This is a genomic window from Gimesia algae (assembly GCF_007746795.1).
GTDB classification, from domain to species: Bacteria; Planctomycetota; Planctomycetia; order Planctomycetales; family Planctomycetaceae; genus Gimesia; species Gimesia algae.
Window position 1 is genome coordinate 4,667,055 of record NZ_CP036343.1, and the last position, 19,058, is coordinate 4,686,112.

The 19,058-nt window shown below is 48.7% G+C and carries 16 protein-coding genes; 6 read left to right on the plus strand and 10 right to left on the minus strand.

Going from position 1 to position 19,058, the window contains the following annotated elements; translation table 11 throughout:
• Window positions 1–7: 7 nt before the first annotated feature.
• The 3 genes from Pan161_RS17260 to Pan161_RS17270 form a co-directional block, all read right to left on the minus strand.
• Window positions 8–1,363, minus strand: a complete 1,356-nt coding sequence (locus Pan161_RS17260) for a tetratricopeptide repeat-containing sulfotransferase family protein (protein ID WP_145229149.1) — start codon at window positions 1,361–1,363, stop codon at window positions 8–10.
• A gap of 54 nt (window positions 1,364–1,417) precedes the next feature.
• A complete protein-coding gene (locus tag Pan161_RS17265; protein ID WP_145229151.1) occupies window positions 1,418–3,640 on the minus strand; it encodes an HlyD family efflux transporter periplasmic adaptor subunit in 2,223 nt (740 codons plus the stop codon).
• Window positions 3,641–3,704: 64 nt separating this feature from the next.
• On the minus strand, window positions 3,705–4,649 hold the full coding sequence (locus Pan161_RS17270; protein ID WP_145229153.1) for an efflux RND transporter periplasmic adaptor subunit: 945 nt from the start codon (window positions 4,647–4,649) through the stop codon (window positions 3,705–3,707).
• 676 nt (window positions 4,650–5,325) lie between these two features.
• On the opposite strand from Pan161_RS17270, the gene Pan161_RS17275 reads away from it, so the two are divergent.
• Window positions 5,326–7,353 carry an efflux RND transporter periplasmic adaptor subunit gene (locus Pan161_RS17275; RefSeq protein WP_145229155.1) on the plus strand — a complete coding sequence of 676 codons (2,028 nt, stop codon included), beginning with the start codon at window positions 5,326–5,328 and terminating at the stop codon, window positions 7,351–7,353.
• Window positions 7,354–7,441: 88 nt separating this feature from the next.
• On the opposite strand, the gene Pan161_RS17280 is transcribed toward Pan161_RS17275, so the two are convergent.
• The 6 genes from Pan161_RS17280 to Pan161_RS17305 form a co-directional block, all read right to left on the minus strand.
• Window positions 7,442–8,053 (minus strand): hypothetical protein, encoded by a 612-nt coding sequence (locus Pan161_RS17280; RefSeq protein WP_145229157.1) that lies wholly within the window; start codon window positions 8,051–8,053, stop codon window positions 7,442–7,444.
• 136 nt (window positions 8,054–8,189) lie between these two features.
• A complete protein-coding gene (locus Pan161_RS17285; protein WP_145229159.1) occupies window positions 8,190–9,584 on the minus strand; it encodes a POT family MFS transporter in 1,395 nt (464 codons plus the stop codon).
• A gap of 38 nt (window positions 9,585–9,622) precedes the next feature.
• The gene (locus tag Pan161_RS17290) at window positions 9,623–10,333 is read right to left on the minus strand and encodes a P-loop NTPase family protein (protein WP_232103288.1); all 711 of its coding nucleotides are present in this window, start codon (window positions 10,331–10,333) and stop codon (window positions 9,623–9,625) included.
• A gap of 14 nt (window positions 10,334–10,347) precedes the next feature.
• On the minus strand, window positions 10,348–10,653 hold the full coding sequence (locus Pan161_RS17295; protein WP_145229161.1) for a DUF342 domain-containing protein: 306 nt from the start codon (window positions 10,651–10,653) through the stop codon (window positions 10,348–10,350).
• The gene (locus Pan161_RS17300) at window positions 10,643–11,590 is read right to left on the minus strand and encodes a metallophosphoesterase (protein WP_145229163.1); all 948 of its coding nucleotides are present in this window, start codon (window positions 11,588–11,590) and stop codon (window positions 10,643–10,645) included. Before Pan161_RS17300 ends, Pan161_RS17295 begins: the two co-directional genes overlap by 11 nt.
• On the minus strand, window positions 11,580–12,923 hold the full coding sequence (locus Pan161_RS17305) for an AAA family ATPase (RefSeq protein ID WP_145229165.1): 1,344 nt from the start codon (window positions 12,921–12,923) through the stop codon (window positions 11,580–11,582). The genes Pan161_RS17300 and Pan161_RS17305 overlap by 11 nt, the downstream gene beginning before the upstream one ends.
• A 184-nt stretch (window positions 12,924–13,107) precedes the next feature.
• Between Pan161_RS17305 and Pan161_RS17310 the strand changes: the two genes are divergently transcribed.
• From Pan161_RS17310 to Pan161_RS17320, 3 genes are all read left to right on the plus strand, one after another.
• Window positions 13,108–14,316, plus strand: a complete 1,209-nt coding sequence (locus Pan161_RS17310; protein ID WP_145229167.1) for a lactonase family protein — start codon at window positions 13,108–13,110, stop codon at window positions 14,314–14,316.
• Between the two features lie 89 nt (window positions 14,317–14,405).
• Window positions 14,406–15,062, plus strand: coding sequence for a phosphoribosylanthranilate isomerase (locus tag Pan161_RS17315; RefSeq protein WP_145229169.1), 657 nt, complete (start codon window positions 14,406–14,408; stop codon window positions 15,060–15,062).
• A 209-nt stretch (window positions 15,063–15,271) separates the two neighbouring features.
• The gene (locus tag Pan161_RS17320) at window positions 15,272–15,700 is read left to right on the plus strand and encodes a response regulator transcription factor (protein ID WP_145229171.1); all 429 of its coding nucleotides are present in this window, start codon (window positions 15,272–15,274) and stop codon (window positions 15,698–15,700) included.
• A 15-nt stretch (window positions 15,701–15,715) separates the two neighbouring features.
• On the opposite strand, the gene Pan161_RS17325 is transcribed toward Pan161_RS17320, so the two are convergent.
• Window positions 15,716–16,210 (minus strand): DUF420 domain-containing protein, encoded by a 495-nt coding sequence (locus Pan161_RS17325; RefSeq protein WP_145229173.1) that lies wholly within the window; start codon window positions 16,208–16,210, stop codon window positions 15,716–15,718.
• 243 nt (window positions 16,211–16,453) lie between these two features.
• Here Pan161_RS17325 and kdsB point away from each other — a divergent pair, with 243 nt between their 5' ends.
• Together kdsB and Pan161_RS17335 are read left to right on the plus strand one after the other, a co-directional pair.
• Window positions 16,454–17,206, plus strand: a complete 753-nt coding sequence (kdsB, locus tag Pan161_RS17330; protein ID WP_145229175.1) for a 3-deoxy-manno-octulosonate cytidylyltransferase — start codon at window positions 16,454–16,456, stop codon at window positions 17,204–17,206.
• Between the two features lie 168 nt (window positions 17,207–17,374).
• A complete protein-coding gene (locus Pan161_RS17335) occupies window positions 17,375–19,051 on the plus strand; it encodes a CTP synthase (protein ID WP_315851550.1) in 1,677 nt (558 codons plus the stop codon).
• Window positions 19,052–19,058 lie beyond the last annotated feature (7 nt).

The window sequence follows — 19,058 nt, forward strand, 5'->3', positions numbered from 1 at the left end:
TCTTGACTCAATTCAGACTTAGAGCAGTACCTGCCAAAGCTTCCCGGAGCGGGGCAAGATTCTGATTATAATTTTTCCAGCGATCAAGGCCAGATTTATTCATCGGCCTGCGGACCTGCCAGTTACTCGCCGTGGTAACAGGCCGAGAGTTGTCATGAAACGACAGGCAGTTATCGTCCCAGGGCATCCCCGTCCATTCAACAAGTTTCCGGGAGACATCTTCCTGGTGATTCACCAGATCAGAGTACTGTAGATCAAAAGGAGTTGTTGGCAATACTTCCAGCCAGTGCTGCATCAGCCGCTCGTACTCCCGAAAGTAGAGCCCCAAATGAGATAAATCAAATGAGTACTCGTGACCACGACGAAATCGTTGAAAATAACAGGAGAGACAGGTATCAAGCGGATGCCTGCGACAGTGAATCACTTTTGCCTGAGGAAACATGATTGCCAGCAGACCCAGGTATAGAAAGTTTCCAGGCATTTTATCAACAATAAGCGTAGCTGTCTGATCGAAAGATCGCAGGCGACGCAGATAAGCATCTGCAAACCCGGTAAAGACTTTTTCGGGCAGACGGGTTATGCATTCCGGATATTCCATCTTTTGAGTGGCATGCTGCGGCATCGTTCCACTGATACTGGAAATATCGGGAAGTTCACCAGCACCGTAAATTTCAGGATGACTCGACAGGATTTGTTCTACCAGAGTCGATCCTGTGCGGGGCATACCGACGATAAACACAGGAATCCTGCTCTGATGACCGAAGGCAGCCAATTCTCGAATACGTTCGGCTGTAAATACTGTGATAATCCGATCTATGTCTTTGCGAAAGCGGTCGATCTCAAACGAAGCACCTTTGTATTGATTCCCCATCTTGTAATATGCAAACGCTTTGTCATATTCTTTCACATCATTGAAGATTTTACCGGCTGCAAACCCCAGGAAACAGCGATCCTGGTCAGACAAGTCGGTCCTGACCGACTGTTGTTCAAGCTCAGTTAGAATTGGTTCATCCGCTTTAAATTTTCTGGTCGCGGAATAGTTAAAGTATGCTTCTGCGTAATCGGGCTTTAGTTTCAGAGCGGTCAGATAACGTTGTTCTGAAAGATCGAAATCTCCCACCAGACGATAAATGGCAGCAATATTATGATGGTACTCAGCGATATCTGGATTGAGAGAAATCGCTTTATTGAGAAGATCGATTCCAAGTGAGTGTTCACCAGTATGAGAATTCGCCAAAGCATACAGATGGAGAAACTGGGAATTATTGACGTTGGCCGGATAATAAGGTCGCAGCAGCGCCTCTGCCTTAATTGCCTGATTTGCCTGCAATAATTTCACTGCTTCGGCTATGATATTGCTCATAATAACTCCGAGACGCAATTGATTCGCTTCTTTTATATTGCTGTAATCTTTAGCTCAGAGTCGAAAATGAAACGTTTTTCGGAAGTAGCGCCAAAGCCATTGTCCGGTTGTCAGTTCACTCACTAGAAATCGTGCTTTGCCTCTCATATTCGAACGGAAAAATACCACGTCTTCGTTTAATGGTACGATAGCCTGATAGGCCGTACTGGTCAGTTTTTCCCGCCCGTCTTTATCCGTCACTGTAGGCAACTCTCCCCCCATTTTGTTAGATAGAGTTGGTGGCACATAATCCAGATGACCATGTGCAACTCGTTCTATTTTGGAAGTGTAAGTTTTCTCCGGAAGATGTTCGAGTTTCAATTCAACTTCCTGATCCTGGTTAAAGTCGTTCCGATATTCCTGATCGATAAACAGTACTGCCTGAAAACGAGATTCAGGCGCTATACTCAACATGTGAGTACGCTCATCCAGATAACAATTTGCATTTTTGGGATCGAGTGGCGTTCCAAACCAGCGGGAAAGCTGTTTCTTGGAATCCGACAGCTTTGGTTCAGGTTGACTCGCCGGAGCCACAACGACTCCACTGACAGGAGCTACCACTTCAAGATTTTTGAGTTGCTCTTTGAGCTCTTCAATGCGTTCCTGGATATTTGACCATTTTTCTTCAGACACCCTGAGACCTGCCAGATCATCCAGAGCCCGATATTTTGCAATCTCATCTATTTGAATATCCCGATCGATGCTCAACTGTCGCAACTCATCCATTTTTTCGATATTCACAATATTTGCGAGTTTCTGACCTTTAACAACATGCTGTCCCGGTTCGACATAGACCTTGTCAAGGCGGCCGCTGCCTGTAGTGTAAACATGCTTTACGCCATACCCCTCTATAATGAAGGGAGCTTCAAAATGCATGGGAACGGGAATCAGAAGAATTCCAAGAATCACGGCGGCGGTGACGGTCAGCGTCGCTGAGACTTTGAAGTAATTCATGGGTTCGGCCCTCGGAGCAGCAATAATTTTGTAAATGTTAAAGACGATTCCACCAATAAAAGAGGCGATGGATACCACAGCAAGTGTGATTCCGATACTCTGCAAATCATAAGGTTTCAAGACGGTGTACAGGAACAGAGTGATCCCAAACATAATAAACCAGCGATAAATCACTGCAGAAAGCGCGTAGAAGATAAACCAGAATTTACCCGTCTCCGGCATAAAGGGATCGCGCTGAGACTCAATCCCCAGGCAATACCAGGCAAACGTATCGCGCAGATGTTTATCGGCTTTCTGTCTAAGATTGGGAATTTCCAGTAAATCGCTCATCATGTAGTAACCGTCGAAACGCATCAACGGGTTGGCATTGAAGATCACCGTCGTCACAGTTGAAACAAAGAACAGGTTCAATGCCAGGTGGTTCAGCAGGCCAGGTTTGGTAAACCACCAGATCCAGACTGCTATGGCTGACATGATCACCTCGATATACATCCCTGCTCCGCCGATAATAATCCGCTGCCATTTATTTCTCAGCATCCACGAGTCAGAAACGTCGCAGTATAGACAGGGGCTGAAAACCAGAAACATGATCCCCATGCCGTGGCATTCACCACCATAATGTTTACAGGACAGTCCGTGCCCAAATTCGTGGATAATCTTTGCTGCGCCCAGCACAAACCACATATAGATCAGGTTAGGCCAGCCAAAGAACTGTTGAAATTCCGGGAGTCGACTGCGAAAGGCTTCAAATTGCGTACCGATCAATACCCAGGAAGAAACTATCAGTAAGGCGAACATAAACGTCGCCCCGGGCTGCCACATCCATTTAACATAGGGATAAAGCTTTTGTAATGTTGTTTCCGGGTCCCAGCCCGGAAGTCTGAGATAGAGTAGATTCTTAAATGTCGTCGTTAATTTCTTTTTATGCTCTTCCCGGCTTTGTTTGATCAGCGTGACACCTTGACCGGGTCGTCCACTGGTCAGCAGACCTTTTCGATACAGGTCAGAGATTAACTGTTGAATTTCGGAAATGGTAAGCAGCAGTGTGGGGTACTGTCGATGTACTTCATCCCTGATCTCTTCTGGACAACGTGAGCCGTTTAAGAGATTAAGAATATAAAACTGTTCTGGATGAAGTCGAGTATATTTCAATGAAACAGGGTCTTTGATGACCCAGTATCCGAGACCTTTGTAATGAATCCACTTACTGATTAAATCATCGCGCACGCTTAACGGAATGGGTCGTTCCGTTGAGGATGTCATGGATTCACTTAATGTGCTCATAAGCCCGTTCTGAATTCAATCAGGAAAATGCAATTTGTAACGTCTTTTGTAACAGGTGATGCAACTATTTTACGTCAGACTTCTGAGCAACCTTGCTGTCCGGCTTATGAGTTAATATTTTCATAGTCGCCATGTACCCGGCCTTAAGATCATCTTCCTGATTTTCAACTTCTGCCCAGACGCGAATCGATTTCCCGTGGATTGGCTCGACTTCGACATCTATAAAAATAATTTTGCCAGGATACTGTTTTTCTTCGATCGGAAGACGTATGCCGGGAATGTCCAGTTGAATCTCTACCGGTGTTCCAATCTGAAACTTCCAGGTATCTTCGATATTGACATAGGATTCCACTTTGACTCGTTTCGTGCTGACCAGTTCCAGCACTTCATCTCCATGCCGGACCACTTCACCCGTCGATCGAAACTTTTTGGTAACAATACCATCAAAGGGAGCAATAATTTTAGTCTCTTCAATCTGCGCGTCGATTTCATTCAGCTGTAATTTGTTCATTTCGAATTCCAACTCCGCCTGCTCGATCTGCAGATCACTCTTCTCTGCGTTCAGGGTCAGGCGTTTGATATCCAGTTTTGTGACGGCATTCGGCAATCGCCTGTTGATTTCCAGATTGATTTCCAGTTCAACATAAGCAGTGTCTTTCGCCTTTTCGGCATAACGAATTTCGATATCATTCGTCGCTTTTTTCTTCGCAGTTGCTTTTGCTGCCTGTAAAGCATCACTTTTTAAAGCGGCTATCACCTGTCCTTTTTTGACCACTTCGCCTTCATTGGGTTCAACGAATTCAAGTACTCCAGGCCGATCGCTTCCCAAGATCACCCGGTCGATCAATTTAATCCGGCAATTATTGACAGTAATTGATGAGTCCGGATCGGCGGTTGAAGCATCAGTCCCTTGCTTTTCATCTGCAGAGAGGCGGTTGTCGCTCTGAATCAGACAGGCTCCCAATGCCAGCATCGAGTAGATCAACGTATTCTTCAAAGTTAGATTCATGACTTTGTTCCAAATCAGATTCGCGGATTATTGTGAGAGTATTGTATTTTCCAGTGCCTCAGTCAGATAAAATACCCGGACATATAAATATAGACACTTCTGAGCCTAATATCTAACGCGTCTCGCCCCCCTCTGACAAGCGCTTTTTTCTATAACGCATCTGAATTTGAAAGTACAGAACGGACCGTAACGACGCGCTGAAAGATAGCAACTTAGCCACACAACCCTCACACATATCCCATTCATCCTTTATTAACAGGAAACTATTCCCAGACGGGAGCCCCCATCATTTCTTGATTCTTGTAAGTCACTACCAGATTTCAAATTAAACCTGGTATACATGATACGTATGTTATACTTTGAATATTTGACCGTCTTTCAATATGAAGGCCGTTTATAGGATTATTTGCTGCTGGATGGGTTAGGTAAAACATCCGTTTCTTTTAAGCAACATGGCTAATATTTTACATTTACAGCAAAATGGAATTTTGCAATCGCCCCGCTGCTCCCATAAAATTATCAGAATGTAAGACTGTCCAGATTATGAATCTAGAATGAGCTTACGGCAAAAAACCAGTGTTTATCCTAAACATACCGTATAATTTGAGGAAGTGACTCAGCTTCTGACAATCAGGTATCGGAATTACTCGAACGACATAACAGGTAACGTATCTCTATGACAAGCACTCAATCACCGACGCCGGGACAGACCCGTGAACGTGTCATTCGTATCGCACGGGAGATCGAAGAGTTCGCTCACTCTAATGTGGCCGCAGAGACCTTTTTTCGAGAATTTCTCCGACGTGTAGTTGCAGGACTGGGAGCAACTGCTGGAGCTGCCTGGCTCATTGACGACAGTGGTCGACTGGCAGTGAAAAGTGAATTGAATCTGGCTGATACCGGATTCTATGAAGAGCCAGAAGCCATCCTCAAAAACCAGCGGCTGTTATCTGATGTCTTATCAACTGCGGAAGCGCGGATCTTTTCTGCCGATGCGGAAAATGACGTCCATTTGCCGACGGACAATCTGATTATTGTCGCAGCACTCACTATTCGAAAAAAACCAGTTGGCGTCATTGAAATCTTTCAGCGATCCAACGCCCCCAAGCAGGCTCACCCCGGCTATCTGCAGTTTGTTGAGCAAATGTCAGGCTACGCCTCTCATTATCTGGCCGAACGAGAGAAAGCCAGTCAGACAGACGCTTCTCTGGAAGTGTGGGAGGAAGTGGACCAGTTTGTGCAACAGATTCATCGCAGCCTGGACCTGTCAGAAGTTGGCGCGACCGTTGTCAACGACGGTCGTCAATTACTGAATGCAGATCGTGTCAGTCTGGCGATGCAATACGGAAAGAAAACGGTCATTGAAGCCATCAATGGTCAGGATAAAGTCAACAAACGGGCCAACACTGTCCGCCTGCTTTCTAAATTGGCAAACAAAGCTCTGGCCATGAGAGAGACGTTCCTGTATTCCGGATCGAATGAAGCGATTCCTCCTCAGATAGAAGAGCCTCTGGCTGACTACCTGCAGGAAAGTGGAGCGCGAATGATCCTGATTTTACCTCTCTTCGAACCAGACCAGATCATTAAATCAGACGAAGAAGCACTGGGACGCATGAAAGATGCTCCGAAAAAACTGATTGGTGGCCTGATCGTGGAACAGATTACCGACAGCCAGCCCCGCCCCCACCTGGAAAGCCGGTCTGAGCTTCTGGCTGGTCACATCGCCAGTGGAATTGCTAACTCTCGCAATTACGAAAGCATCTTCCTGATGCCTCTCTGGAGGTTTGTCGGTCGTTGCTTCGCTGCATTGCGAGGTAAAACCCTGGTAAAAACACTGGTTATTATTGCCCTAATCGTTGCTGCGGGTGTCGCACTGGCTCTGGTCCCTTACGATTATCGAGTGAGTTGTGACGGACGATTGATGCCTACAGTCCAGCGTGAAGTCTTTACCAACTGGGAAGGCGAAGTCATCAAGATCCACATTGAAAGTGGTCAACTCGTGAAAAAGGGAGATCTCCTGATCGAAATTCGTAATGAAGATCTCAAAGCGCAGTTACTGGAAACAGAGAATAAGCTAAATGAACTTCAGCTGATGCGTTTAACATTAAATGCACAGCTGCAGGGTGGAAATAATAACAAACGTCCCGTCGATGAAATCACGAAACTGCGTGGCCAGAAAATCGAGACAGAGACTCAAATTACAGGAATACTGAAACAGATTGAGATTCTGAAAGACAGGCTTGATAAACTGAATGTCAAAGCACCAATCGATGGCGTAGTAACCACATTCCAGATCGAACAACTCTTGATCAATCGCCCGGTACAACGAGGGGAACTTCTGCTGGAAATCATGGATCCGAATGGCCCCTGGCAGCTGGAACTGGACGTGGAGGAAAAGCGTATGGGGCATATCCTGCGTGCCACCGAAAGAAAGGGAGACATTGGGCTGCCAGTTGAATTCATCCTGGCAACATCGAATGAACTGTCTTACGAAGGTGAAGTCTTTGAAATTTCCACCCGCGCCAATCATTCCGAAGAGAGTGGCAGCATTGTGGAAACCTATGCCACATTTGACAAGGAAAAACTGCCTCTGCTCCGTATCGGCGCTGAAGTCAGTGCCAAAATTGATTGTGGCGAACGCAGTCTGTTCTACGTGCTGTTTGGAGACGTGGTCGAAACCTGTCGTCGGTACTTCTGGTTTTAAACAGATTTCCCAGATATCAACTACAATGAAAAAAAACTCCCCTGTTTTTCTAAACAGGGGAGTTTTTTTCTTATCATTCACTGCTGAATTATTTCTCTTCTGTTTTGGCTTCCTCTTTAGCAGGAGCTACCGTTTCAGCTTCTGGCTTTTTTGACTCAGCCTTTTCATGATCATGGCCGTGTTCTGAATGGTCGTGTCCTTCATGCTCACCATGGCTCAGATCAACATGAAAGTGATTTTCGCCGATATCCAGATGGAAATGCCCATTCAGACCTGCTTCCTTTTTGATCGAATCGGGAATGGCTTTTCCTTCCGCAACAAAACGTGAGGATGTCCCATCCTTTTCCCCTTCCAGAGGCTTGGCAGCCAGAGGAATTTCGTGCTCTTTGTCACCGATTTCGAGATCAAAATCGATTTCCTTACCGGCAATCGGGAATGCGGTTTTGGCATCGGGGCCCAGAATGTAGGCTGTCAGTGTGCGGCCTGCTTCATCGAAGACGACTTCCACATGATACTGCTCTTCCCCTACTTCGAGGAGATGCCCCCCGTTGGGCCCGTGCTCATGTGCATGCTCTGCTTCCGCCGATGCTGTCGTATCTTTTTCATCAAAAGTACGAGTGTCACTCTGCGCGGAACAACCTGCAAATACTGCCAGTCCGAGACCACAGAGAGCTACTTGAAATGTTTGAGAGAAACGCATTTCTAATTCCTTTCTCAGGTAGATTAAATCATTGGTTATTTCCAAAAGCGAAACCGGTTCGCGTAAATTCCTTTGTTGTGCAAATCATAGCAGGATCATCCACAAAGGAAAGCATGCCAGGAAGTTTCGACAGAAATCACTGGACCTGAATCCCTTCTGCTGTCGCCTGCGATTCGTCTGTGCCGTCATCCTGAATGTAGTTTTTGCCTTTGTACCGCTGAGCCACGAAGACAAATAGTATCGCTGCAACCAGCATCAGGCCGGAGAAAAACCAGAAGTAATTCGCCCCTTCGAGATAGGAGCGGTTTTTATCAATCATGTTGATCTTATTCACCCCCGCGGTCAGCAGGTTCCCGACTGTGACTGCCAGCCAGAATAAGGACATAATAAAAGATTTTATTGACTTGGGTGCCTGGGTGTAAGAGAACTCCAGACAAGTAATAGAGACCATGACTTCCGCAGACGTTAATACCAGGTAGGGAACGGCCTGCCAGAAAATGTGTGGGGGGTTATCCGGAGTACGATTAATCCATGACTCGAGCAGGGCGCTAATTGCAAACGAGGCTGACGCCACAAAGAAGCCGATCGAAATTTTACGCAGGGGAGTCAGCGGGAAGACCTTCTCGATCAAAGGGTAAATCAGGTAGGTGAAGGTCGGTACCAGCAACAGAATAAACAGGGGATTGAGTGCCTGCATTTGTGCCGGATTCAGTACATACTCACCCAATTTCAGATTCATCTTTTGCCCCTGCAGCACCCAGGAGGAACCGGTCTGATCGAAAAGTGACCAGAAGACGGGCAGAAAGACATAAAACAGAACGCAGAGATTAAGCAGTGCCTGCATACCTTCCCGGCTGAATGTTTCGGAGCGAAATTTTTTCCAGCCGGAAGCGGGGATATGTACAAATTCATTGCGTCCCAGCCAGAACAGAATGGTGGCAATCAGCATCAGCACCCCGGGAAGACCGAATGCATAATGCGGTCCATACTCCTCAAGTATGACCGGAATCAACAAAGAGGAAACAAACGCCCCCATGTTGATCGACAGGTAGAACCAGCCGAACACCCGGCTGAGCAGATGCTGGTTCTGGCTGCCAAACTGGTCTCCCACATGCGCGGAGACACAGGGTTTGATGCCCCCCGCCCCAATGGCGATTAATGTTAAACCGATCAGCAGTCCTGTGCGCGTTTCATCGATGGCCAGAGCCAGATGCCCGAAGCAGTAAACCATAGAGAGGACCAGAATTGTGCGATACTTTCCCCAGAAGATATCAGAAATAATGGATCCCAGCAGCGGAAAAAAATAACAGGCGGCGACAAACAGATGGAAATAAGTACTTGCCTGCTGATCGCTCATGTGATCATCCATGCCTTCTGAATTCAGCATGTACTGAGTCATGAAGACCACGAGAATCCCCCGCATCCCGTAGTAACTGAAGCGTTCAGCAGCCTCGTTACCGACAATATAGGGGATGCCGGTCGGCATTTTTTTCGAAGGAACGGGGGCGGTCTTATAAGTTGGCGATGACATCAGTGGGTAGGGTCCTTCAATGCGTTCTCGACTTCGGTTCAGGTTGAATCATTCTGCTGCCGGTCCGTTACGATCCGTTCCACCTGGACTCCTTCGGGAGAGGGTGTGAACTGAAAGATGGTATCGGCATAACGTTCAAACATCACCGGGTCGTGGTGACTGATCATGATAATCTGGAAGCCGAGTGCCTGCCCCGCCTCATGAATAATTTTCACTAACCGTGGTACCAGATCGGGCCGCAGCCAGCAATCCTGTTCGTCCAGTACCAGTATGCGTCGATGCTCTGTTTCATCGAGTGTCATCAACGCAAACATTCGCAGGCCGACCGAGAGGATATTCGCTACCGAGCCCCCCTGCCCTCGCATGATGTCTTCCGTGTTTCCTTCTCGTTCGATCTGAAACTCGACGGTAGCCGCGTTACGTTTCCACTCCGCAACCGCCTTGAGTTTGAGTGGCTGTTCCAGCACTTCCTGCAAGGCGATGGTCAGTTTGTCTTGAATCATCTGCAGTTCCTGCTCGAACAGCTGTCCACTCAGCGTCTCCAGCGCTTCGGTCACCTGCTCTGAAATCGCCAGGTACGCTTCGGTCTGCTGCAGTTGCTGATTGAGTTGCGCCTGATCCTTCTCTTTCTGTTTGCGTACCGCGGATAATTCCCAGCAGCGACGCTGTAGACTCAGGGGAGTCCGCAGTTCCGCAGGCGTGGTCGCCGCATCAGTTTGAGAAGTCATATCGCCGTTCATATCGCTCATTTCAGCCGCCCCGATCAGGGTGCATCGGACGCGTTGTAGGCCGTTTCAATTTTGGTGAGTTCCGCCTCAATCTTTTCCAGACTCTGATGGTACTCGGCCCGCTTACGGGCATTTTCATCTTTGATCTGCTGCAACTTCGTTTTGAGTTCTTCCAGCTGATCGGTCCCATACTCTTCCTGAGCCTGCTGTTTGAGCTCGTTCAGATTCTTTTCGGCGTTTACCAGATCGCGTTCGGATTCAATCTTGCGTTTATTCAGTTTCTGGAACTGTTCAGTCAGCGTTTCAATATCGGGAACAGCTCCCGGCTGGTCATTCGTCATGGCTGGATACCTCATCTGCTAATTTCTGTATTTCAGTTGCCACGGTTGTTTCAAACTGTGGCAGATTTTTCTCCAGGAACAGTTTGAGACCTGCCCCCGTATCTGTTCTGCGAGACTGTAATTCGGCCAGTCCCGAAATAAAAGCGGAAGGGAGTCCTTCCTCGGTTTCATCCTGTACTTCGGGATGGAAGATATCCTTAAACGCCTCATGCGGGATAACAAGGTTCGATCGCTGCCAGCCCGCTGCAGTCACTTCCAGCTTGAGAACGGAGGGGATGTGTGCCTGCGTAGCATCGCTACGGGAGCGGCGGATAATATTTCCCGGAGTAACCCAGGTGGTCTGTCCCTTTTGAACGTCTTCCAGCTGTCGGTGAATGTGCCCATTCACGACGTATGCCACGCCTTCGATTTCGTATGGTCTCAAGTGCCCCTGCTCTTCGTATCCGGGTACCAGAATATCGTGATGCGTGACCCAGACTACGAGTGGCGACTCGTCTTCCTGCTGAAAGGCATCGGCTTTAGGCAGTTTCTGTCCCCAGGATGTGCCGCCCACCAGGACAGAGCGCCCCGCCATGATGCCCCGCCAGGGGGTTTCTGGCGAAAGTAACCGATAGCGGCCGGCCTGGATCAGAATGCTCAGTGTATCATGTTCATTCAGCTGGTTTTCCCGGCAGTCGTGGTTCCCATAGATGCCATACACGGGCGTTTCGAAGAGCGTGAGCAATTCACAGAGCAACCAGTTCTGATTGTCACGGGGGACATGAAACAGATCCCCCAGGATCACAGGCAGTAGCCTCTGCTCCTGCGCTGTCTGCAGGCACCACTTTAGTTTCTCCAGCACCACGCGGGGATAGTCGTCCTTGCGAAACCCGGGAACTCGTCCCTCGATGTGCGGATCCCCGATGAGCAGCACTCCCTGGTATTCCTCATGCGTCATGCGAGTGCCCTCTCAATCCGGTCTCTGCAGACTGCAAAAACTGATCTGGTTCCAGCTCTGCACCGCAGGTCGGGCAGGTCGGATTCTCTGCCACCCACTCTCGCAGTTCCGAACACACGCGTTCAAACGCTGCTTCCGCTTTTGCGTGAATCTGTTTCCGTTCCAGAAACTCGGTTTCTAGAGCGGTCCACTGCTGACAGACCTGCGTCAGGTGGGCGCCATCAACCAATTCAGGGGGCGGAACACATTTCGCGAGTATTTGTGCTTCCTGCTGATCCACTTGGACCCGCTCTGCCGCCGTGGACAGTCGAGCGATCAGCTTTTCCAGATTGTCTGGTGAGGTCAACTGCGGTGGATCCTGCAGATCTTCCAGGCAACTGTGTGTGGCAACCGAATACTGGCAGATCACGGATTGCAGTTCTGTCTCTTTGATAAGTTCCGCCAGCGCGGACTCATCTTCAATGGTTGGCGGGATACTCAAAGGCAGTAAAGCGGTGACGGCAACCTGGGACCGCTGCTGTTCCTGTTCGATGCCCTGCCAGCGATGGACGAGCACTTCCAGTGGACGCTCATTTTCCTGCTGGAGTTCCGTCGGTAAGTCGCTCAAACAGGCAGCGCGGCGGGCATAAAGCTCTACGCGTTCGCTAGCTTGGGTCAGCCCCTGAATCAGGATTTCCAGCTGCTGAATCTGTTGTATTTCGGCCTGGAGTGCCTGATACGTCTGGTCGAGTGTTTCGAGTCGCGATTCCAGATCCGGAACTGGCTGCAGGAGTTCCAGAGTTGCGGCGTTCTGTTTCTGCTCGGCCTGCTGTCGCTGATATTCCTGCTGCGCCGCTTTGACTTTACTGCGGTGCAGCTTCTGCATTTCGATCAGGACCGATGCATCAGAGGAAGACGCAAAGAACCGGGCGGCACGACTGCCCCGGTCCCCTAACAGAAAAATGGGCGACTTCTGCTCGCCGAAATGCACGTCGAATTCATCGCTGTCCCCCGACTTGACTTTCGCCAGCCGCAGAACTTCGGTCAGGATCTCCGGGACGCTGTTTCGGAGGCGATGAAAATCCTGCCCGTCAATCGTGTAGCTGACCACTTTCTTTTTGCGCTTCCATTCGATGACGTGGCCATCATCGGTTTCCACGATCACCCGGCACTCTTTTGCACCGTGCCTGACCATGTAATCGCCAGAGGTATTTTCAGCCAGAACCTGCAGCGCAGAAACGAACGCTGACTTACCGCAGTTATTGGGCCCCGTCAACACGGTTAACCCGGGCGACAGCTCGATCTCGGTAAACGCATGGCTCATAAAGTTATGTAGTGTAATCCGTTTCAACATGCTTCAAAGTATAATCATTTCGTTTTCCGAATCACAGGATTTATACCCCCGGTATTTCAGATCCCGTCCGAAACAGAGGCTTGCGTTCCGTAGTGGATTGGAGTCAAATATTCTGAAAGACGACCATCGGGCGCGAAACTCGTGACCTGCTCGATTCTTCCTGCATTCTTAAATAGGACTACCCATGCTCTCGCAGACTCAATATTTCCTGTACGTCACCATGTTATCAGGTGCTGTCTGCTCAACCCTGTTCACTGAGACCGCCCGGGGCGCCGATCAATACTGGGTTTATGTGGGCACTTACACCCGCGGCAGTGACAGCAAAGGGATCTACCAGCTGCTGCTGGACAGCGAGACGGGTAAACTGACGCACGTGGATGCTACGGAAAATGTCGTAAACCCGTCGTTCCTGGCGATTCACCCCAATCAGAAATTCCTGTATGCTGTCAACGAAATCAATGATTTCCCCCATGGTATTGTTGATTTTCCAAATCTGCCCTCCGGAGCTGTCAGTGCGTTTTCGATTGACTCGGACAGTGGTAAGTTGACTTTTCTGAACCAGATTGCATCCGAGGGAGGCTCTCCCTGCTATCTGGTGGTCGACCGGACCGGAACAACAGTGCTCGTGGCCAATTACTCCAACGGGAGAATTTGTTCATTTTCGCTCAAAAAAGACGGTGCGATCGATGACTGCAAATCGGTAATACAACATAGCGGCTCAAGTATTAACCCCCAGCGTCAGCAGTCGCCCCACGCCCACTCCATCAACCTGGATCCTGAGAATAAATATGCGGTCGCAGCTGATTTAGGCATCGATAAGCTGCTTATATATATCTTTGATCCCAAACAGGGTGTTCTATCTCCGAATTCAAACGGCTCCCACGAGATCAAAATGGCCCCGGGAGCCGGACCGCGGCACTTTGCCTTTCATCCGAGCGGGAAATGGGGTTATGTGATCAACGAGCTGAACCTGACCGTGACTGCGATGAACTACAATCAAAAGACGGGCGAATTAGAGATTATTCAGACCATCTCGACTGTTCCACCGGGGACAGACTTAAAAGGAAATTCCACTGCGGAAGTACAAGTGCATCCTTCGGGGAAATTTTTGTATGGTTCGAACCGGGGGCCGAATACACTGGCCATGTACCGGATTGATGAGCAGACCGGCAAACTGACTTCTATCGGCTTCCAGCCTACTGGTGGCGCAATGCCACGCAATTTCAAGATTGATCCATCGGGAACGTTTCTGCTTGCGGCAAACCAGAATACAAACAACATCGTGGTATTCCGGATTGATCAGAAAACCGGTTTGTTACAGCCCACAGGTCATGAGATTACAATCCCCAAGCCGGTCTGCATCAAATTCCTGCCAATCACTGCTACCCCGTAGTCGGCTGGCCGCCTATAATTCACTTTTTGTAATTCATATAGACGAATCAGAACCGATTTCTGACACCAAGACCAGAAAAGTTGCTTGAGATGTGGATTAAAATTTGTGGTATACAAGACCCCGAAACTGCGTGCATGGTCGCCGATCTGGGCGCTACCGCTCTGGGTCTGAATTTTTATTCCCCCTCCCCCCGCTCCATTGATCTCACCACAGCCAAAGAAATCCAGACAGCAATCGGCCCCCGAGCGGTCACGCTGGTTGGATTATTTGTCAATCACTCACTGCTAGATGTGATCACAGTCTGTGACGCGCTCAACTTAAATATGATCCAGTTGCATGGCGAGGAGCCACCCGAGTTTCTCGCAGAACTGGCTCACCAGTTCTCTGAACTTACCATCATCAAGGCGATTCGCACCAGAGATTCAGACCTCTCATTCTTGGAGTCGTATCTGAAGTCCTGTGACCGAACCGGAAAACGTCCTGACCACATACTGATAGACGCTTATTCACCTGCAGCTTACGGAGGCACAGGTCATCTCGCTCCCTGGCAAATGATTAGCGAAGAATATCAGTACAGCGACTGGCCTAAGCTGATTTTGGCAGGAGGACTGACACCAGAAAATGTGGCAGAAGCAATCGGTGCCGTTCATCCCTTTGGTGTCGATACTGCCAGTGGAGTCGAAAATCAACCGGGAGTGAAAAACCGGGCTCAAGTTGAAGCCTTCATAAACCAGGCGAAAAAGTAAAGAAAATTCTTCGCTAAAGCCGCTACAACAGGGCTCACTATTCACCTGAAAGACTAAGATTCATGACAGTTTTTCATAACTGCCTTGAGAATCGATTGATAGAGGCATACCATATACACAGGACAGGTGTGTCTCGAGGATGTGGCGCTGGGTCACTTTAATTCAGGAGTCGCGAGAAACAACTGGTTTCTCCAGGGAATTTAAAAACCATGTCAACCGATTATACGATTTTATTGATCGAAGATGACCGTGAAATTTCAAGTACGCTAAGCGGTGTCATCAAGTCAGCAGGTTACAATGTGCTTGTTGCCCCCAATGGTCTGGAAGGCCAAAAACTGGCACAATCTGAAAACCCGGACCTGGTCATTACCGATATGATGATGCCCAAAATGGGTGGTTTCCCAGTACTGGAGTCTCTGAAATCGCTCCCCTCACCTCCCAGGGTCATCATGATTACTGCGAACGAAGGAGGGCGCCATAAAGCTTACGCTGAAATGCTGGGCGTGGATGATTATCTGCGAAAACCATTCGCAATGGATATTTTTCTTGATGCCATCGCACGCGTCCTCGCTAAAGACAGCAGTGACGACGAGAAACCAGCCAAAGGACCAGTTACCCGTTCTCGCAAAAAGTCCTGATCGAAAAAGAGGCTCTCAACTGCTGACAACAAGTGCGACGTAGTACCAATACAAGCCTGTTACTGACGTCAGCGTGATATCAATTGTCGAGATCCAGCCCAGCTTCTTATGAAGACCACTGTGCGCACAGGGTTTGGGCGGATCAGGAATCCGTTTCAATGCCAGAAACAGTGTTGTAGCCCATAACAGTGGTGTACTGACAGCAAAAACCAGGTGGACATACAACACATTCCGAACGTACTGGAACTGTTCGGGGGTTAATGGTGTCTCGCGCTGATCGACAATATTCTGCCAACCTCCGTGCATGAGTTGCACGTCGATTTCAAACGCAGTTACCGCAACCAGCAGTACCGCTCCCAGCAATATCTGCAGTTTTTTGTGTAAGGAAAAATTACGTTTAATTTTGACTGTGAAGAGACTGAATAACAGTAAAGGCACGATCAGGATGAGTGCCGAGACAACAAAATCCAACATGAATGTTGAGCGATAGCCTAAAAATCCATGCGCCATCTGAAATCCTGTCTGGGAATATATAAGGGGCTAAATTGTTCGTAGCACAACATATCAGATCTGCAGATCCCCTCCAATAGCAGCCTGTCACCCCAGCGATCGACGCTCCGAGAGATTCCTGTCAATAAAGCTGCAGTTTTGCTTGTTACCCGCTTGATGTCTCTGTCAGAGTGTTGATAAATTGACGGAACAGACATATTGTTACCAAAGAGCCGTCTATCATAAAACACAGGAGGTGTTCGCGTGCAAGTGTGCGGCGTTATTCCCGCCAGACTGCAATCAACTCGACTACCCGGAAAACTATTGCTGAACGAAACGGGTAAAACGTTAATTCAGCATACCTGGGAAGCCGCCGCCAGTTCCGAAAAGCTGGATCGGTTGATCGTCGCCACAGACAGTCTGGAAATCATGGAATGTGTACATGGATTTGGCGGGAAAGCCTGTCTGACAGGTGAGCACCCCAATGGTACCGACCGAATTGCAGAAGTGGCAATGCACGAGCTATTTGATGCTGAAATTCTGGTGAATATCCAGGGAGATGAGCCTGAGATCTCACCCGTTTTTATCGACAAGCTTATAGAAGTATTGATTCAGTCTCCAACTGCAGATATGGCTACTCTGGCGACTCCGATTCGTGAATTGGATCAGTTGCAGGATTCTTCGTGTACTAAAGTCGTCTGCCGGACTGATGGCTCTGCAATGTACTTTAGTCGCCTGCCAATCCCTTTTACACGTGATCAGAACCCGGAAATATTCCTGCCTGAGCAGAGCCCCTGGCTGCTACATCTGGGTATCTATGCATACCGCCGGGCTTTCCTGCTGAATCTGACTCAGATTCCACCGACTCCTCTGGAACAGTTAGAAAAGCTGGAACAGCTACGCGCTCTGGAATCAGGTGCCACTATTCAAGTCGCTCAAGTCTCCCACCCTTCAGTGGGTATTGATACTCCGGAAGATTACGCACAATTTGTCTCACGCTATCAGCAGAACCAGTGAGTATCCGCATCGCAAGCAGGACACTGCCGCCATCATAAGTGACTGATATCAATTACCTTAAACCACCACACCAGATTGATAAATAAATCAGTGGCAGATGCCCTTCCTTCAATCTGGCTGGGGTTTTCCTGATTTTGAAGCGTGCAATTTCAGGAAGAATTGCCTATCATGCAACATTATTCAACGACGTCTCGAGAAACAGATCGCGAAATGACCAAACACACAACAAAACATATTTTTGTGACTGGCGGAGTAGTCAGCTCTTTGGGTAAAGGCCTGACTTCGGCATCCATCGGACTCCTGCTGGAACAGCGCGGCTTACGAGTCCGTATGCAGAAGCTCGACCCTTACATTAACATTGATCCTGGAACAATGAACCCTTATGAGCATGGCGAAGTTTATGTGCTCGATGATGGTTCAGAAACCGACCTGGACCTGGGGCACTACGAGCGATTCACCAATAGTCCTCTCTCGCGAAAATCGAATTACACAACTGGCCAGATTTATCAGCGTGTGATTGAAAAAGAACGTCGCGGCGAATACCTGGGGGCCACTGTGCAAGTGATTCCCCATATCACAGACGAAATCAAAGAGTCGATTTATAACCTGACCAGTTCCGATGTCGACGTGGTGATTACAGAACTGGGCGGTACGGTAGGCGATATCGAAGGGCTCCCCTTCCTGGAAGCAATTCGTCAGATTCCTCTGGATATCGGCAAGGAAAACTGCCTGTTTATCCATCTGACTCTGGTCCCTTACATCAAAGCCGCCGGGGAAATGAAAACGAAACCGACGCAGCATAGTGTAGGCCTGCTTCGTCAAATTGGTATCCAGCCCGATGTTTTGATTGTCCGCACAGAGCGTCCGATGGAGAAAGACCATGCCGACAAAATCGCCTTGTTCTGTAATGTCGAAAAAGGGGCCGTTATTGAAGAGGTCGATACGGAGTATTCAATTTACGAAGTTCCACAGGGGCTTGCCGACGATGGCCTGGACAAGCTGATCGTCAAAAAACTGGAAATTGATGCGGAACCATTGGATCTGTCAAACTGGCGTTCCCTGTTGAACCGCGTCAAGAACCCCGAACATGAAGTCACGATTGCAGTGGTCGGCAAATACATCGATCACAAAGATGCCTATAAATCGATTTATGAATCGCTGTTTCATGCCGGCTTCCACCATTCCACACGTATCCTGCTCAAGCGGATCGAAGCAGAAGAAATCGAACGCCAGGGTACTGAAGCACTGCTGTCGAATGTAGACGGAATTCTGGTCCCCGGAGGCTTTGGCAAACGTGGCATCGAAGGAAAGATAGCTTCTGTTAAATTTGCCCGTGAGAATAAAATACCCTACTTTGGTATCTGCCTGGGGATGCAGTGTGCTGTCATTGAGTTTGCCCGAAATGTCCTGGGACTGCCTGATGCACACAGTACCGAATTTAACAGCGAATCAAGTGCTCCTGTAATCTGCCTGCTGGAAGAACAGAAAGAGATTACTGAGAAAGGCGGCACGATGCGATTGGGCGCCCAGGACTGCATCATCTCCAAGGACTCACATGCTCATACCTGCTACGGCGCTGACTCAATCAGCGAGCGTCATCGCCATCGCTATGAATTCAATCCTGAATACCGCAAACCAATGATTGAAGCGGGTATGATTCCAACCGGAACCAGTCCCAATGGTAACCTGGTAGAAATTGTTGAGATTCCAGACCATCCCTGGTATCTGGCAGTGCAGTTTCATCCGGAATTCAAATCGAAACCAGTCAGTCCGCACCCCCTCTTTGCAGGCTTTGTCGGTGCCGCTTTGAATTATCATCAACAGAAAGTACGGGTCTCTGTCTGAAACAAAG

What these genes read in the sequence shown, in the direction of transcription:
- Pan161_RS17275 (WP_145229155.1), top strand. Translation starts at nt 5,326, where the DNA reads ATGACAAGCACTCAATCACCGACGCCGGGACAGACCCGTGAACGTGTC.
- Pan161_RS17260 (WP_145229149.1), bottom strand. Translation starts at nt 1,363, where the DNA reads ATGAGCAATATCATAGCCGAAGCAGTGAAATTATTGCAGGCAAATCAG.
- Pan161_RS17300 (WP_145229163.1), bottom strand. Translation starts at nt 11,590, where the DNA reads ATGACGCATGAGGAATACCAGGGAGTGCTGCTCATCGGGGATCCGCAC.
- Pan161_RS17285 (WP_145229159.1), bottom strand. Translation starts at nt 9,584, where the DNA reads ATGTCATCGCCAACTTATAAGACCGCCCCCGTTCCTTCGAAAAAAATG.
- Pan161_RS17265 (WP_145229151.1), bottom strand. Translation starts at nt 3,640, where the DNA reads ATGAGCACATTAAGTGAATCCATGACATCCTCAACGGAACGACCCATT.
- Pan161_RS17315 (WP_145229169.1), top strand. Translation starts at nt 14,406, where the DNA reads ATGTGGATTAAAATTTGTGGTATACAAGACCCCGAAACTGCGTGCATG.
- Pan161_RS17290 (WP_232103288.1), bottom strand. Translation starts at nt 10,333, where the DNA reads ATGAGCGATATGAACGGCGATATGACTTCTCAAACTGATGCGGCGACC.
- Pan161_RS17305 (WP_145229165.1), bottom strand. Translation starts at nt 12,923, where the DNA reads ATGTTGAAACGGATTACACTACATAACTTTATGAGCCATGCGTTTACC.
- Pan161_RS17310 (WP_145229167.1), top strand. Translation starts at nt 13,108, where the DNA reads ATGCTCTCGCAGACTCAATATTTCCTGTACGTCACCATGTTATCAGGT.
- Pan161_RS17335 (WP_315851550.1), top strand. Translation starts at nt 17,375, where the DNA reads ATGCAACATTATTCAACGACGTCTCGAGAAACAGATCGCGAAATGACC.
- Pan161_RS17295 (WP_145229161.1), bottom strand. Translation starts at nt 10,653, where the DNA reads ATGACGAATGACCAGCCGGGAGCTGTTCCCGATATTGAAACGCTGACT.
- Pan161_RS17325 (WP_145229173.1), bottom strand. Translation starts at nt 16,210, where the DNA reads ATGGCGCATGGATTTTTAGGCTATCGCTCAACATTCATGTTGGATTTT.
- Pan161_RS17320 (WP_145229171.1), top strand. Translation starts at nt 15,272, where the DNA reads ATGTCAACCGATTATACGATTTTATTGATCGAAGATGACCGTGAAATT.
- Pan161_RS17270 (WP_145229153.1), bottom strand. Translation starts at nt 4,649, where the DNA reads ATGAATCTAACTTTGAAGAATACGTTGATCTACTCGATGCTGGCATTG.
- Pan161_RS17280 (WP_145229157.1), bottom strand. Translation starts at nt 8,053, where the DNA reads ATGCGTTTCTCTCAAACATTTCAAGTAGCTCTCTGTGGTCTCGGACTG.